This is a genomic window from Enterobacter sp. WCHEn090032 (assembly GCF_003986875.1).
Classification (GTDB): domain Bacteria; phylum Pseudomonadota; class Gammaproteobacteria; order Enterobacterales; family Enterobacteriaceae; genus Enterobacter; species Enterobacter sichuanensis.
In genome coordinates, this window is the sequence record NZ_RXRN01000002.1 from 20,646 (window position 1) to 35,015 (window position 14,370).

12 protein-coding genes are annotated in these 14,370 nt (G+C 60.4%); 3 read left to right on the forward strand and 9 right to left on the reverse strand.

The window, feature by feature from the left end; genetic code table 11:
* Positions 1–44: 44 nt before the first annotated feature.
* Together glpQ and glpT are read right to left on the reverse strand one after the other, a co-directional pair.
* Positions 45–1,106 carry a glycerophosphodiester phosphodiesterase gene (glpQ, locus tag EKN83_RS01580; RefSeq protein ID WP_047959136.1) on the reverse strand — a complete coding sequence of 354 codons (1,062 nt, stop codon included), beginning with the start codon at positions 1,104–1,106 and terminating at the stop codon, positions 45–47.
* A gap of 11 nt (positions 1,107–1,117) precedes the next feature.
* Positions 1,118–2,470, reverse strand: a complete 1,353-nt coding sequence (glpT, locus tag EKN83_RS01585; RefSeq protein ID WP_025757200.1) for a glycerol-3-phosphate transporter — start codon at positions 2,468–2,470, stop codon at positions 1,118–1,120.
* A gap of 255 nt (positions 2,471–2,725) precedes the next feature.
* On the opposite strand from glpT, the gene glpA reads away from it, so the two are divergent.
* The 3 genes from glpA to glpC are packed head-to-tail and all read left to right on the forward strand — an operon-like array spanning position 2,726 to position 6,748.
* Entirely contained in the window at positions 2,726–4,354 is a 1,629-nt protein-coding gene (gene glpA / locus EKN83_RS01590) for an anaerobic glycerol-3-phosphate dehydrogenase subunit A (protein WP_126800213.1), read from the forward strand.
* Complete coding sequence (gene glpB / locus EKN83_RS01595) at positions 4,344–5,561, forward strand: glycerol-3-phosphate dehydrogenase subunit GlpB (protein ID WP_126800214.1); 1,218 nt, start codon at positions 4,344–4,346, stop codon at positions 5,559–5,561. Before glpA ends, glpB begins: the two co-directional genes overlap by 11 nt.
* The gene (gene glpC, locus EKN83_RS01600; protein WP_126800215.1) at positions 5,558–6,748 is read left to right on the forward strand and encodes an anaerobic glycerol-3-phosphate dehydrogenase subunit GlpC; all 1,191 of its coding nucleotides are present in this window, start codon (positions 5,558–5,560) and stop codon (positions 6,746–6,748) included. Before glpB ends, glpC begins: the two co-directional genes overlap by 4 nt.
* Positions 6,749–6,781: 33 nt before the next feature.
* Here glpC and EKN83_RS01605 read toward each other — a convergent pair whose 3' ends face one another.
* From EKN83_RS01605 to menD, 7 genes are all read right to left on the reverse strand, one after another.
* A complete protein-coding gene (locus tag EKN83_RS01605) occupies positions 6,782–7,981 on the reverse strand; it encodes a nicotinamide mononucleotide deamidase-related protein YfaY (protein ID WP_126800216.1) in 1,200 nt (399 codons plus the stop codon).
* Positions 7,982–8,074: 93 nt separating this feature from the next.
* Positions 8,075–8,614, reverse strand: a complete 540-nt coding sequence (locus tag EKN83_RS01610) for a YfaZ family outer membrane protein (protein ID WP_025757196.1) — start codon at positions 8,612–8,614, stop codon at positions 8,075–8,077.
* A 122-nt stretch (positions 8,615–8,736) separates the two neighbouring features.
* Positions 8,737–10,098 carry an o-succinylbenzoate--CoA ligase gene (gene menE, locus EKN83_RS01615; protein ID WP_126800217.1) on the reverse strand — a complete coding sequence of 454 codons (1,362 nt, stop codon included), beginning with the start codon at positions 10,096–10,098 and terminating at the stop codon, positions 8,737–8,739.
* Complete coding sequence (gene menC, locus EKN83_RS01620) at positions 10,095–11,060, reverse strand: o-succinylbenzoate synthase (RefSeq protein ID WP_047959143.1); 966 nt, start codon at positions 11,058–11,060, stop codon at positions 10,095–10,097. Before menC ends, menE begins: the two co-directional genes overlap by 4 nt.
* On the reverse strand, positions 11,060–11,917 hold the full coding sequence (menB, locus tag EKN83_RS01625; RefSeq protein WP_025757193.1) for a 1,4-dihydroxy-2-naphthoyl-CoA synthase: 858 nt from the start codon (positions 11,915–11,917) through the stop codon (positions 11,060–11,062). The genes menC and menB overlap by 1 nt, the downstream gene beginning before the upstream one ends.
* Positions 11,914–12,690: a 2-succinyl-6-hydroxy-2,4-cyclohexadiene-1-carboxylate synthase gene (gene menH, locus EKN83_RS01630; protein WP_126800218.1), complete on the reverse strand. Its 777-nt coding sequence runs from the start codon at positions 12,688–12,690 to the stop codon at positions 11,914–11,916. Before menH ends, menB begins: the two co-directional genes overlap by 4 nt.
* Positions 12,687–14,357, reverse strand: a complete 1,671-nt coding sequence (gene menD, locus EKN83_RS01635; RefSeq protein ID WP_045286084.1) for a 2-succinyl-5-enolpyruvyl-6-hydroxy-3-cyclohexene-1-carboxylic-acid synthase — start codon at positions 14,355–14,357, stop codon at positions 12,687–12,689. Before menD ends, menH begins: the two co-directional genes overlap by 4 nt.
* Positions 14,358–14,370: the final 13 nt, after the last annotated feature.

Consider the following 14,370-nt stretch of genomic DNA (forward strand, 5'->3'; position numbering starts at 1 on the left):
CGCAGTTCGTAGGCCGGGTAAGGCGCAGCCGCCACCCGGCAATTTCAGCGTTTATCCTTCAAAAAACTCACTGCTTTATCCGGGAAATCCGTAAACAGTCCGTCCACGCCCGCCTGGTTGTACAACACCTCATAAAGCTGATTCACGTCCGTGGCATACGGCGGCAGCTGGTCTGCGCGCACCGTGTACGGATGGACCTGCATCTTGCTGGCATGCGCCTCTTTCACCATCGCCGTCAGCTTCACGTGGCCCGGTGTAGAGCCCTCTGCCACCAGCATGTGGTAATCCGGCCCGATACCGTCGGCGTACTGCGCTATCTGCTTCATCGCGCCCGGCTTAAACATCCAGTCGTAGTTGTAGTTTACCCACTTGCCGTCCGGCTGCTTCTCCTGGGTTTCATTCCAGTCGGTGTAGGCAATCAGCTGCACCAGATTGAGATCCATCCCCATCTTCGGCTCCAGCTCGGTTTTGATGCGCTTGAGCTCAGCGGCGTCAAAACACTGCAGATAAACCTTGTCCTTCTTGCTGGTGTAGCCGTACTGCTTCAGCACTTCCAGCGTTTTCGCGGCAATGTCTTTCCCTTCCTGGTGGTGGAACCACGGCGCCTTGATTTCCGGGTAGATGCCGATATTTTTCCCGGTTGAGTGGTTCAGCCCCTGAACAAACTCAATCTCGTCCTGGAAGGTATGGATCCGGAAGTCAGATTTGCCCATCGGGAAACGCCCCGGATAAACCTGCTTCTTCTTGCCATTTTCAATCTCGAAGCCTTCCGTGAACTTCAGCGAGCGGATCTCTGCCAGCGTAAAGTCAATGGCGTAGTAGCGGCCATCTTTGCGGGCGCGGTCCGGGAAACGCTCCGCCACGTCCGTCACGCGGTCAAGGTAGTGATCGTGCAGGACAACCAGCTGGTCATCCTTCGTCATCACCAGATCCTGCTCCAGATAATCCGCACCCTGCGCATAGGCCATCGCTTTTGCCGGCAGCGTATGCTCCGGCAGATAGCCGCTCGCACCGCGGTGGGCGATGACGATTTTATCTGCCGCCAGCGCGGACCCGGTCATCAGGCCCGCCAGCAGCAGGCCCGTCGCTAACTGTGTTAATTTCATTACAATGCTCCTTATTGACGACGCGCCAGCACTTCCGCGTGGTGACGTTTTTCACCGATCATCACAACAACCAGCAGCAGGACCGCCAGCACGCTGCCGCCAATCATCACCATAAAGCCGCCGTCCCAGCCGAAGAAGTCAACGGTGTAGCCAACAATGGCGCTCGCCGCGACCGAACCGCCCAGATAGCCAAACAGACCGGTAAAGCCCGCCGCCGTGCCTGCCGCTTTTTTCGGTGCCAGCTCCAGAGCGTGCAGACCAATCAGCATAACCGGACCGTAAATCAGGAAGCCGATGACGATCATACAGGCCATATCAACTGATGGGTTGCCCGGCGGGTTGAGCCAGTAGACCACGGTGGCGATGGTGACCAGAGTCATAAAGAAGACGCCCGTCGCACCGCGGTTGCCTTTAAACACTTTGTCCGACATCCAGCCGCAAATCAGGGTGCCCGGGATCCCCGCATATTCATACAGGAAGTAGGCCCAGGAGGATTTATCCAGCGCGAAGTGCTTCACCTCTTTCAGGTAAGTCGGCGACCAGTCGAGAATGCCATAGCGCAGCAGATAAACGAACACGTTGGCGACCGCGATATACCACAGCAGCTTGTTAGGCAGCACGTACTTCATGAAGATCTGCTTTGCCGTCAGCTCTTCTTCGTGCTTCTCGCTGTAATCATCCGGGTAGTCGTTTTTGTACTCTTCAATCGGCGGCAGGCCGCAGGACTGCGGCGTATCACGCATCAGGGCGAAGGCAATAATCGCCACCAGAATGGCGCCAAAGGCCGGCATGTAGAGCGCCGCATGCCAGTCGTTAAACCAGGCCATCCCCAGCAGGAACAGCAGAGGCGGAATGCCGCCCCCCACGTTATGCGCACAGTTCCATACCGACACGATGCCGCCACGCTCTTTCTGCGACCACCAGTGCACCATGGTACGTCCGCATGGCGGCCATCCCATCCCCTGGAACCAGCCGCAGAGGAACAGCAGCACGAACATGATGGCAATGCTGGAGGTTGCCCACGGCACAAAGCCCATAAACAGCATGACCGCAGCCGCGAGGATCAGACCCGCCGGCAGGAACACGCGCGGATTCGAGCGATCCGAGACGGACCCCATGATGAATTTGGAAAAACCGTAGGCGATGGAGATCCCCGACAGCGCGAACCCCAGATCGCCGCGTGAAAAGCCCTGCTCCACCAGATACGGCATAGCAAGCGCGAAGTTTTTGCGCACAAGGTAATACGCCGCGTACCCGAAGAAGATCCCGAGGAAAATTTGCCAACGCAGACGGCGGTATAGCGGATCAATTTCTGCCTCTGGCAGACGCGCCCGATGCGGCGCAGGTTTGAAGATACTGAGCATGACAGCCTCCGTGGCCAGCTATTGAATTTACAGGGGTTTAACTGCCCCATACTCCAGAGAGGTCGCGATGTTAAGAAATCACGGTGAATGTTACTGTGAATCAACGCACAAATTGTTACAGAAATATGACAGGATGCGCAAAAAAGCGCATGAAATCACGTTTCACTTTCGAATTTCGCTCGTTTGTGTTCGAAATCAAACAAACCACAGTTTTCATGTGGCTAAATGATAAAAAACGAACACTGAGGGATGACAATGACAATTCACGATCCACGCTTTCGCGATGTGATTATCATTGGCGGTGGCGCAACCGGCGCCGGCATCGCACGCGATTGTGCCCTGCGGGGGTTAAGCGTCACGCTGGTGGAGCGCCATGACATTGCGACAGGCGCAACCGGACGCAATCATGGACTGCTTCACAGCGGCGCCCGCTACGCCGTGACGGACGGCGAATCAGCACGCGAATGTATCGCCGAAAATCAGATCCTGCGGCGTATTGCCCGCCACTGCATTGAGCCGACCGACGGTCTGTTTATCACCCTTCCCGAAGACGATCTCGCCTTTCAGTCAACCTTTTTGACGGCATGTCATGCGGCGGGGATTCAGGCCGAGGCCATCGACCCGGCCCTCGCGCGCCGCCTTGAACCCGCCGTCAACCCGGCCCTGACGGGCGCGGTCAAAGTGCCCGACGGGACGGTTGATCCCTTTCGCCTGACGGCCGCCAATATGCTGGACGCCCGCGAGCATGGGGCGCACATCCTGACCGGGCACGAAGTGACCGGGCTGATCCGTGAAGGCCATCGCATCTGCGGCGTGCGGGTGTTTGATACGCAATACAACGAACACAGCGAGCTGTTTGCCTCCGTCGTCATCAATGCCGCCGGGATCTGGGGTCAACGTATTGCGGAATATGCTGACCTGTCGGTACGCATGTTCCCGGCGAAAGGCTCCCTGCTGATCCTCGACCACCGCATTAATAACCATGTGATCAACCGCTGCCGCAAACCCTCCGATGCCGATATTCTGGTGCCGGGCGATACCATTTCGTTAATCGGCACCACCTCCACCCACGTGGACTACAGCGAAATTGATTACAACCGCGTGACCGCCGAAGAGGTGGACATCCTGCTGCGCGAAGGGGAAAAACTGGCCCCGGTCATGGCGCAGACCCGGATCCTGCGCGCCTATGCCGGCGTCCGCCCGCTGGTGGCCAGCGACGACGATCCGAGCGGGCGTAACGTCAGCCGCGGCATTGTGCTGCTCGATCACGCCGCGCGCGATGGCCTGGACGGGTTTATCACGATTACAGGCGGCAAGCTGATGACCTATCGTCTGATGGCCGAGTGGGCGACGGATGCCGTCTGCCGCAAGCTGGGCAATACCGAACGGTGCGTGACGGCAGAACAGCCTTTACCCGGATCGCGCCAGTCTACCGAGAAAACGCTGCAAAAAATCATCTCCCTGCCCGCGCCGCTGCGCGGGTCCGCTATTTACCGCCACGGCGACAGAACGCCACAGTGGCTCGGTGAAGGACGATTGAGCCGCAGCCTGGTGTGCGAGTGCGAAGCCGTGACCGCCGGTGAAGTGCAGTACGCGGTGGAGAACCTGACGGTCACCAGCCTGCTCGATCTCCGCCGCCGTACCCGCGTCGGAATGGGAACCTGTCAGGGTGAGCTCTGCGCCTGCCGTGCCGCCGGGCTGCTGCAGCGTTTTCATACCACCACCGCCACCCAGTCGCTCGATCAGCTCAGCGCGTTTTTAAACGAGCGCTGGAAGGGGATTCAGCCTGTCGCCTGGGGTGATGCCCTGCGGGAAAGCGAGTTTACCCGCTGGGTCTACCAGGGGCTGTGCGGTCTTGAGAAGGAGCAACACGATGAAATTTGATGCCGTGATTGTCGGCGGCGGGCTGGCAGGCCTGCTTTGTGGAATCAAACTCACAAAGCAGGGGCTGCGCTGCGCCATTATCACCCGGGGACAGAGCGCCCTGCACTTTTCGTCAGGCTCGCTGGATCTGGTGGACGAAACCTGCCGCGAAAAGCTGCCGCCGCAGCACCCGTATCACCTGATTGGCGCGCAACATATTGACCGCTTTGCCCTGGAAACCGAAGCGCTGCTGGCAGAGTGCGGCGCACGTCTGCAGGGCAGCGCCAGGCAAAATCATCAGCGCGTCACGCCGCTTGGTACCCTACGCTCCGCCTGGCTCAGCCCGGAGGAGGTGCCCGTTGCCCCGTTCAGCGCCGCACGCGTGCGGGTGGTGGGCATCAGCGGTTTTCTGGATTTTCAGCCCCATCTCGCGGCAGCATCACTCTGTCGCCAGGGGGTTAATGCTGACACCGCAGAGATAGAGCTGCCAGAGCTGGACGTTCTACGCGATAACCCAAGTGAATTTCGCGCGGTGAATATCGCCCGTTTCCTTGATAACGAAGAGAAATGGCCGCTGCTGTATGAGGCACTCAGCCCGCTTGCGGCAGGATGCGATGCGCTATTGATGCCCGCCTGCTTTGGCTTAAACGACAACCGACTCTGGCGCTGGCTCTCAGACCGTCTGCCCTGCACGCTCGGTTTGTTGCCCACGCTGCCCCCTTCCGTACCCGGTATTCGCCTGCATACCCAACTCCAGCGCCAGTTTGTTGCGCAGGGTGGCGTCTGGATGGCAGGGGATGAAGTGAAAAAAATTACCCTGACGGACGGCGCGGTGAACGAAATCTGGACGCGCAACCACGATGATATCCCCCTTCGGGCCCGTTATACGGTGCTGGCCAGCGGCAGTTTCTTCAGTAACGGGCTGCTGAGTAGCCGGGAGGGCATCCGGGAAGCCATTATGGGGCTGGATGTCCGGCAGAGCGCCTCCCGCGCGGACTGGTACCAGAGCGATTTCTTCTCGCCGCAGCCCTGGCAGCAGTTTGGCGTCATCGTCGATAACCGGCTACATCCGCAGCTTGCCGGTAAGCCCATCAGTAATCTTTTTGCCATTGGCTCGCTGCTGGGTGGATATGACCCCATCGCCCAGGGCTGCGGTGGCGGCGTCTGCGCCGTTACGGCGCTGTATGCGGCAGAGCAGATTAGCCAACGCATGGAGGCTGAACAATGAACGATACCCGTTTTGAAAGCTGCATCAAATGCACGGTGTGTACCACGGTCTGCCCGGTCAGCGGCGTCAATCCACGCTATCCAGGCCCGAAACAGGCCGGGCCGGACGGCGAACGCCTGCGCCTGAAGGACGGTAAGCTGTACGACGAAGCCCTGAAATACTGCATCAACTGCAAACGCTGTGAAGTCGCCTGCCCATCGGATGTGAAAATCGGCGATATCATCCAGCGCGCCCGGGCGCGCTACAGCACGCAAAAACCGTCACTGCGGGACGCCATTCTGAGCCACACCGATCTGATGGGCAGCCTGTCGACGCCGTTCGCTCCGCTGGTAAACGCCGCAACCTCCCTCAAACCGGTACGACAGCTGCTGGATGCCACCCTTAAGATCGATCATCACCGCAGCCTGCCGAAATATTCTCACGGCACCTTCCGCCGCTGGTACACGTCCGTCGCGGCGAAGCAGGCGCAGTATGCCGACCAGGTGGCTTTTTTCCACGGCTGCTACGTGAACTACAACCACCCGCAGCTGGGAAAAGATCTGCTGAAGGTGCTGAACGCCATGGGAACAGGCGTACAGCTACTGAACAAGGAGAAGTGCTGCGGCGTGCCGCTGATTGCCAACGGGTTTACCGATAAAGCACGCAGGCAGGCGCAGAGCAACGTCACGTCGCTGCGCGAAGCCATCGTCGAGAAAGGTATTCCGGTGCTGGCGACCTCCTCCACCTGTACCTTTACCCTGCGCGATGAGTATCCTCATCTGCTGGATGTGGATAACCGCGGGCTGCGCGAGCACATCGAGCTGGCGACGCGTTTTCTGTGGCGCAAACTGGACAGCGGGCAGACCCTGCCGCTCAGGAAATTGCCCCTGAAAGTGGTGTATCACACGCCGTGTCATATGGAGAAAATGGGCTGGTCGCTGTATACGCTGGAGCTGCTGCGGTTAATCCCGGGCCTGGAGCTAACGGTGCTGGATTCGCGCTGCTGCGGAATTGCGGGAACCTACGGCTTTAAACGGGAAAACTACGTCACGTCACAGGCAATTGGCGCCCCACTGTTCCGTCAGATTGAAGAGAGCGGCGCGGATATCGTGGTGACCGACTGCGAAACCTGCAAGTGGCAGATTGAGATGTCCACAAGCTTACGCTGTGAACATCCGATTACCCTGCTGGCGAAGGCGCTGGGCTGAACATGGCCGGGGCGAAAGGCCCCGGCCAACGGTTTACTCAACGTACAACGACTCGACAACGTGGATCCAGCCGTGCTCGCTGGCCACCTCTTTGCCATTCAACCAGCGGCGCAGCATGTTCAGTGCCATCATCGCACAAACCTCCTGACGCACCGCCAGGCTGTGGCGGGTGATACTCATCTTAACCCGCAGCGCCCAGGTGCCTTCCGGCGTGGCCAGCGCGAAGTTAAGATATTCCTCATCCAGCCCCCCGACAAACAGCGCCAGGCCGGCAAAATGTTTTACCCTTCTTTCAGATGCCCAACGGGCGGTCTGCGCCAGGGTCTCCTGCTGGAACGGCACCACTTCGCTGGCCAACAGCGGCGCGTTGACGCGAGACAACTGCAGCGCCAGCAGGCCGCCGGTGAACTGCTCGCTTAAGGTCACGCTCAGCTGGCGCGACTGCAGATGCTTCGCAATCTGCGCCGGTAGCCCTTCCGTGCCTTCGAAAATCAGGCTTTCGCCCGCCACGCGCTGCACCTCAGGCCACAAGGCCAGCATCGCCTCTTTCTGCGTGGCAGGCCCGGTCAGCTTAAGCTCAATGATTGGCATGGAGGAGCGATAGCCCATGGAAACGCCCGGCGGGAGTGAGAGGTGATCGAGGCTCTGGGCCAGATCGCTTTCAGAGCGGCCAAAAGTGGTCAGGCGCAGGCAAAGCGGGGGTTCCGGCAGGGTAAAGCGCTGGCGAAGGCGCGGCAGGATCTGCTGCTCGACCATCACCTTAAATTCTGAGGGCACGCCCGGCGTAAAGAACATCAGGCAGCGGTTCAACTGCATGGCAAACCCACATGCGGTACCAACCGGGTTATCGACCAGCTCCGCGCTGGCGGGGATCTCAGCCTGTTTGCGGTTGCTGGGGGCCATGACGCGACCGCGTTCGGCAAAAAAGCGCTCCATCTGCGAGAGCCACGCTTCATGCAGCACCAGCCCTTCGCCTTTGGCATTCGCAGCGGCCAGCGCGCTGAGGTCGTCGCTGGTGGGGCCGAGCCCACCGTTAACAATCAGCACGTCACAGTGTTCGCTGCGTTCGCGCAGAACACTCACCAGCGACTCAAGATTGTCGCCCACGGTATTGCGGCGCGTTAACGGTAATCCTTGCTCAAAGAAAAGATCGGCAAGCCAGGCGGCATTGGTATCAATAATTTGTCCATGCAGCACTTCGTCGCCGGTGGATAACATCTCCACGTTAATCATTATGTTCTCCCGCTTATTTGGTCAGAACACTATAGCGCAAACGTGGGTAGGAGAAGAGAGAAACTGGCGCGACAGCGTGCCGCGCCGGTGTGTTTAGAAGCCTGCGCTAACGCCCACGTATGGACCGTCAGCCAGCGCATTGTCGCGGTTGCCGTCTTTGCCGGCCAGGTTCAGATAACGATAGCCCGCTTCAATGGTAATCGGACGCATGATGGTCCAGCGCGCACCGGCGTTGGCCTCTTCATAGCTGTCGATACCGCTGGAAAGCGAGTCCGGTGAGTAGTAGTACTCGCCGAAAAGGCCGAAGCTGTCGCCAATTTTCCACTGCAGACCGCCGCCCACCGCCGCCGCGTACCCTTCGTCACCGTCATTCGGGTTGGTGTAGATACCTTTACCGCCAACAGTCGCCAGGAACGGGCCCAGCGGAACGTTCAGACCGAGACCGAGGCTTGCCGCGTCGCCGTCGTCATCGTTATGCGTCCAGCCACCGGTCATCGCCAGACCGGAGGTTTCCGTGCCCATGCCGAAGCCCAGGTGGGTATAATCCTGACCCGCCGAGCCGTTAATGCTAATGGCGTTTGCCGCCGCAGAAACAACCATCAGGCCGAAGCCCATTAATGCCACTTTTTTCATTATCGCGATCCCGCACATTTTATAGAGAAGTTCCAGAACCGCGAGATTTTAACCGGAGTCTTCCGGGGATCAAGGACTCTGCGTGCGGCAGGTCGAAAGATTGTCACTATTTGAAACGGCGCTTATCCCTTAAGTGATGCATTGACCCACTGCTGCAGCGCGCGACGGGAGACTTTGATGCCGCCATTTTTGAGCTCGGTCGGCAGCAGCAGCCAGCGGATGGGTTGCTCAAACCGCGCCAGCTTATCCCTGACCCAGTCAGGGAAACAGGTGATATCCGTTCCCGGTTCACACTCCACCACCGCCACCGGACGTTGGCCAAATTCGGCGTCGTCCAGCGGGACGATAAACACCTGATTAATCTGCGGGTGTGTTGCGATAACCCGCTCAAGGCTTTCCGGCTGGATCCCTTCTCCCCCGCTAAAAAAGAGGTTGTCCATACGACCCAGAATCGTCAGGCGGCCATCATGCCATTCACCGCGATCGCGGGTGGCGAACCATCCCTGCGCGTTGGTCAGCGGAATTAACGCACCGTCCCGCCAGTAGCCTGAGGCCATGCTGTGCGCCTTGATCCAGACCTCACCGTTCACGATCTGCACCTCTCTGCCCGGCAGCGCAGAGCCCACGTCCGGCTCGCCGTCCGCCTCTTTCGCGCAGACGGTAGAGGCAAATTCGGTCAGGCCGTAACCGCAGAAGCTGCGGATCCCATGCTCCCGCGCCTGTTGCGTTAACGCCACCGGAATCGCCGCCCCGCCAAGCAAAACCGCTTTCAGGGCAATGTGGCTGTCGGTATTCAGAAGACGCCAGAGCTGGGTTGGCACCAGCGAGGCGTGCGTGCAGCCGCGCAAAGCCTGCTCCAGAGGCTGTTTCTCGCGCACGGTTAACCTCGCCCCCGCCTGCAGCCAGCGCCATAAAATTCCCTGGCCGGAGACATGAAACAGCGGCAGCGAAAGCAGCCAGTCATCGTCACCGCCATAGGGCATCAGCGACAGTACGCCGCGCGCGCTGGCAAGATGGGCCGCGCAGGTATGGACCGCCGCTTTTGGCAGCCCGGTGGAGCCTGAGGTGAGCGTCATGGACGCCAGCCGTGCCGGTTGCCACGCGACGCGATGTTCCCCTTCACGATCGCGCATGCTCAGGGCAGGAAGAGCGTCATAGCTGCCGTCCAGCACCAGCGCAAAGCGCAGCGTCATCTGCGGGAGTAACACCTCCAGCAGCGGGAGCGGCAGCTGTGGGTTAACAGGAAGGATACGCGCGCCGCACTGGAGCAGCGCCAGCCATGCCAGCAGGGTCTGCGGATGGTTATGGGCCAGCAGCAGCACGCCGTCGCCCTCCGCCACGCCCTGCTGGTGAAACCCCGCCGCGAGACGGTCGACGCGGACGCACAGCTGCTGCCAGGTAAGCACCTCGTCGTTCAGTCTCAGGGCCGGTTTATCCGCAAACTGCACGCACCAGTGACGCCAGGGCCAGTCGGCAAAACTCATAACAACGGCTCCAGCGCCCCGGTATTCAGGCACGGCAGCGTACTGCCCGGCCACGTGCGGATAAGCTGAGCCTGCATCAGGTTCAGCGTGTCGAGGCCAGGCACCGTGTCCGGCGTTAACCAGGCGGCAATACGCGCCAGCTGCGTCAGCCCAAGGCTGGATTCTATAGAGGAGCTGATCACCGCCGTCAGCCCTGCGGCGTGCGCCGCTGCAACCTGCTCGCGCACCTTCGCCAGACTGCCGGTCAGGGTCGGTTTTATCACCACTGCGCTGACGCCGGGCTCGGCAACGAAGGCAAAATCCGCTTCGCGCAGGCTTTCATCCCAGGCGATGGCAATCCCCGTTTCGCGGGCAAACGCACGCGAATCGTCACGGGTTTTACACGGCTCTTCCAGAAAGGCAATGCGGCTGCGGTATGCCGGGTTGACGTACTTTGCAAACTGCTGCGCCTTCAGCGGCGTCCAGGCGCGGTTCGCATCCAGACGCAGACGAAGGTCGGGGATCGCTTCCAGCAGCAGGTTGGCCACCATGCCGTCGCGTACCGCTTCGTAGAGGCCGACTTTGATTTTTGCGACCTTCTCACCCGGCATGGCGGAGAGCAACGCGAAGAGTTCGTCCGGATCGCCCGTGCAGAGCGGCGCCGCGCGATAATCGGCCGCTTCCGGCAGGCTACCGTCGAGCTCCGCCAGCGCGCAGCTGATGCCAAAGGCGGCGGAAGGCACGTCCGGTAGCGGTGGATTGGCCCCCTCGCGCCAGGCATCCGCCCAGGCCACCAGCGCGGCCTGCGCTTCCTCCAGCGACTCCAGGCTAAAGCCCGGCAGCGGCGACACCTCGCCCCAGCCTTCCCGCTCGCCCTGCTGCAAATGCACGAAAACGCCGTCACGGGTTTTTAACCGCCGTTCACGCAGCACCACGCCCGCGTCCATCGGTATCTGCCAGCGGTAAACCTGCGCGCGACGCATTACGGGTTCCGTTTGAATTTGCTGAAGTCTGGCTGGCGTTTTTCGTTAAACGCGTTGCGCCCTTCCTGACCCTCTTCGGTCATGTAGAACAGCATGGTGGCGTTGCCCGCCAGCTCCTGCAGGCCTGCCTGGCCGTCACAGTCGGCGTTGAGGGCCGCTTTCAGGCAACGCAGCGCCATGGGGCTGTTTTGCAGCATTTCGCGACACCAGCGGACGGTCTCTTTTTCGAGGTCGGCAATCGGGACCACGGTATTGACCAGCCCCATCTCCAGCGCTTCCCGGGCGTTGTACTGACGGCACAGGAACCAGATTTCGCGGGCTTTTTTCTGCCCGACGATGCGTGCCATATAGGAGGCGCCCCAGCCGCCGTCGAAAGATCCCACTTTCGGGCCGGTCTGGCCGAAGATGGCGTTCTCTGCGGCGATGGTCAGGTCACACATCATGTGCAGCACGTGACCGCCACCGATGGAGTAACCCGCCACCATCGCCACCACCGGTTTTGGACAGGTGCGGATCTGACGCTGGAAATCGAGCACGTTCAGGTGGTGCGTGCCCGCATCGTCCTGGTATCCGCCGTAGTCACCGCGTACTTTCTGATCGCCGCCGGAGCAGAACGCCTTATCCCCTTCGCCGGTCAGGATAATCACGCCGATATTGTCGTCGTAGCGCGCATCCGCCAGGGCCTGAATCATCTCTTTAACGGTCAGCGGACGGAAGGCGTTACGCACCTGCGGACGGTTAATGGTGATTTTGGCAATGCCGTCGGTGGATTTGTGGTAACGAATGTCGGTATAGCCTTCGGAGCAGTCTTGCCATTCAACCGGTGCATAGAGCATGTTTTCATCAGGATAGATCATAGAGTGTCCTTTATTCGAAGACGCAGTATCTGAACCAGACTCGCGCTCACCGCTTCGGGGTTTTCCCGATGGGCGTTGTGTCCGGCGTTTGGAATGAGATGGCGAACGGCGTTCAGTTCAGCGGCAAGGGCCGCAAACTTCTCATCGCGTTCGCCACAGAGATAATCAAAAGCGAAATCGCGTGCGCTAAGCGCGGCGCGTAAATCGGGCTGCACCGCCAGCGACGTCGCCTCGAGCATCATCGCCAGCGCCACGCCGCTGTTCTGGCTGCGCAAGGTAATCAGCGCATCGCGCTGAGTGTCCGTCAGGGTGGCAAAAACGGGCTGTTGATACCAGTCAGTGAATACCTTATCCAGCGGTTCGGTGCGAAAACGTCTCGCCCAGTTGCGGTCCGATGCCAGGCGCGTATGACGCGCTTCGGCATCCTGCAAGCCCGGATGCCCGCCTTCAACTATCAGGCCCAGCAACCCCTTTGGCTGCTGGCAGGCGTGGAACATCGCAATGCGGCCGCCGAGGGAGTACCCGATGAGCCAGAAGTTGAGTATGTTGTAACTAATTAAAGTTCGGGTGAGTAATGTGCTCATCTCTTCGAACCCCGCCACGCCAACCTGCCGGGATCCGCCGTGCCCCGGCAGATCGAGATACAGCCGGGGGTAGTCGCTGAGTTTTTCACCCACCTTCTGCCACTCGCGGCTGTCGCCGGAAAAGCCGTGCAGAAAAACCAACCAGGGGTAGCCTGGCTTACCGGCCTGCTGTACCGCCCGGAGGATCACAGCTGGCTCACCTGCGCCAGCAGGCTTTGCAGCGCCTGCGCACCGTCAGCCTCGTTCACCACCAGCTCAATCAGCGTCGCACCCGGCTGTTTCCAGGCGGTCGCTAGCGCGGCACCCAGCTGCTCCCAGCTTTCCGGACGATGATATTTCAGGCTGAACATCGCTGCGGCGTGTTCGAACTGCACGTTCTGCGGCATCAGATAGAATCGCTCGCGCTCGGTCTGCGGCGTGGGCAACAGGGAGAAAATTTGCCCGCCGTTGTTGTTTACCACCATCAGCACGAACGGGGCGGACGCCTGACGCAGTAGCGCCAGCGCATTGAGATCGTAGAGCGCGGAGAGATCGCCCACGATGGCCAGCGTCGATTTCGCGCTGGCGCGCTGCACGCCCGCCGCTGTCGAAATAAGCCCGTCGATGCCGCTGGCGCCACGGTTGCTGTACACCGGGTAGCCAGCAGGCAACTGTGAAAAGGCGTCAATCAAACGCACGACCAGGCTGTTGCCGACAAACAGTTGCCCCTGTTCAGGCAGGAGCTGGTGAATACGGTGCGCCAGCCCGGCTTCGCTAAATGCCTCACAGTGCGCCGTTGTTCGTTCCCACGCCTGGCGCGAGAGTTCCGGGATGGCAACCGCCCAGGGTTTACGTTTTTCAGCCGGATGGAGCGTCAGCCAGGTCTCGATACTGCTGACCAGGCGACGACCGCGATGGTGCGCCGGGTCGAGCCGCCCCTCCAGCGCGTCCACCAGCCAGTACTCTTCGGGCGTGCAGGTCGCCTGCCACTGCAGTAACCGTTTGCCGGTTAAACTCGATCCAAGCTGGACCACAATCTGCGCCTGCGACAGCTCGGTGACCGCTTTCGCATTACCCAGCCAGAGGTCGGCGCACGGCAGCGGCTGACCGGTCTGGGAAAGCACGTCGCCAATCAGCGGCCAGCCGAGCGTTTGCGCCCATTCGGCCACCAGCTTGCCTTCCGCGGCGCTCATACGCCCGGCGATGACCACGCCGCGCTTCTGCCGCCAGAAGAACCAGTCCCGCTGTTTTGCGCTTTCAAGATGCGTCTGCTCGCGCAGCCACGGTTTCTCACTCTCCCACCAGCTACCCAGGGCGTGCTGCCATTCAAGCCCCGTGTCGTCCATTTCACCGTACAGCGGCTCGGCAAACGGGCAGTTGATATGCAACGCCCCGCCGCGCAACGTCTCCATGGCGTGATCGACAGTAGAGACCAGCCAGCTTGCCGGAATATCCTGAGTGGGGCGAGGAAGCGATATCGTCTGCGAAGGATGGGAAGAAAAGAGCCCCGGCTGACGAATCGCCTGATTGGCGCCGCAGTCGATAAGTTCGGGAGGGCGGTCGGCGGTGAGCAGGATCAACTTTTCACCGGTTAACCCGGCTTCAATCAGTGCCGGATAGAGGTTTGCCACCGCGGTACCGGAGGTGACAATCACCGCCACAGGTTCTTTGCTGGCTTTCGCCAGCCCCAGCGCCAGATGACCGAGGCCGCGTTCATCGAAGTGGGTGTGATGAATCAAGGCCCGGTTTTCGGCAGCCGCCAGCGTCAGCGGCGTTGAGCGAGAACCCGGTGCAATACACACGTGCCTGACGCCATGGCGCGTCAGGGCTTCAAGGATCACCGCCGCCCAGCGTCGGTTAAAAGAACTTACTGACATGAGATTGTCCGGT

Bases quoted from the DNA above. Each gene is read 5' to 3' on its own strand.
- EKN83_RS01610 (WP_025757196.1), bottom strand. From the start codon at position 8,614: ATGAAAAAAGTGGCATTAATGGGCTTCGGCCTGATGGTTGTTTCTGCG.
- glpT (WP_025757200.1), bottom strand. From the start codon at position 2,470: ATGCTCAGTATCTTCAAACCTGCGCCGCATCGGGCGCGTCTGCCAGAG.
- menE (WP_126800217.1), bottom strand. From the start codon at position 10,098: ATGAGTTTTGCCGACTGGCCCTGGCGTCACTGGTGCGTGCAGTTTGCG.
- glpQ (WP_047959136.1), bottom strand. From the start codon at position 1,106: ATGAAATTAACACAGTTAGCGACGGGCCTGCTGCTGGCGGGCCTGATG.
- glpB (WP_126800214.1), top strand. From the start codon at position 4,344: ATGAAATTTGATGCCGTGATTGTCGGCGGCGGGCTGGCAGGCCTGCTT.
- menC (WP_047959143.1), bottom strand. From the start codon at position 11,060: ATGCGTCGCGCGCAGGTTTACCGCTGGCAGATACCGATGGACGCGGGC.
- menB (WP_025757193.1), bottom strand. From the start codon at position 11,917: ATGATCTATCCTGATGAAAACATGCTCTATGCACCGGTTGAATGGCAA.
- glpA (WP_126800213.1), top strand. From the start codon at position 2,726: ATGACAATTCACGATCCACGCTTTCGCGATGTGATTATCATTGGCGGT.
- menD (WP_045286084.1), bottom strand. From the start codon at position 14,357: ATGTCAGTAAGTTCTTTTAACCGACGCTGGGCGGCGGTGATCCTTGAA.
- EKN83_RS01605 (WP_126800216.1), bottom strand. From the start codon at position 7,981: ATGATTAACGTGGAGATGTTATCCACCGGCGACGAAGTGCTGCATGGA.
- glpC (WP_126800215.1), top strand. From the start codon at position 5,558: ATGAACGATACCCGTTTTGAAAGCTGCATCAAATGCACGGTGTGTACC.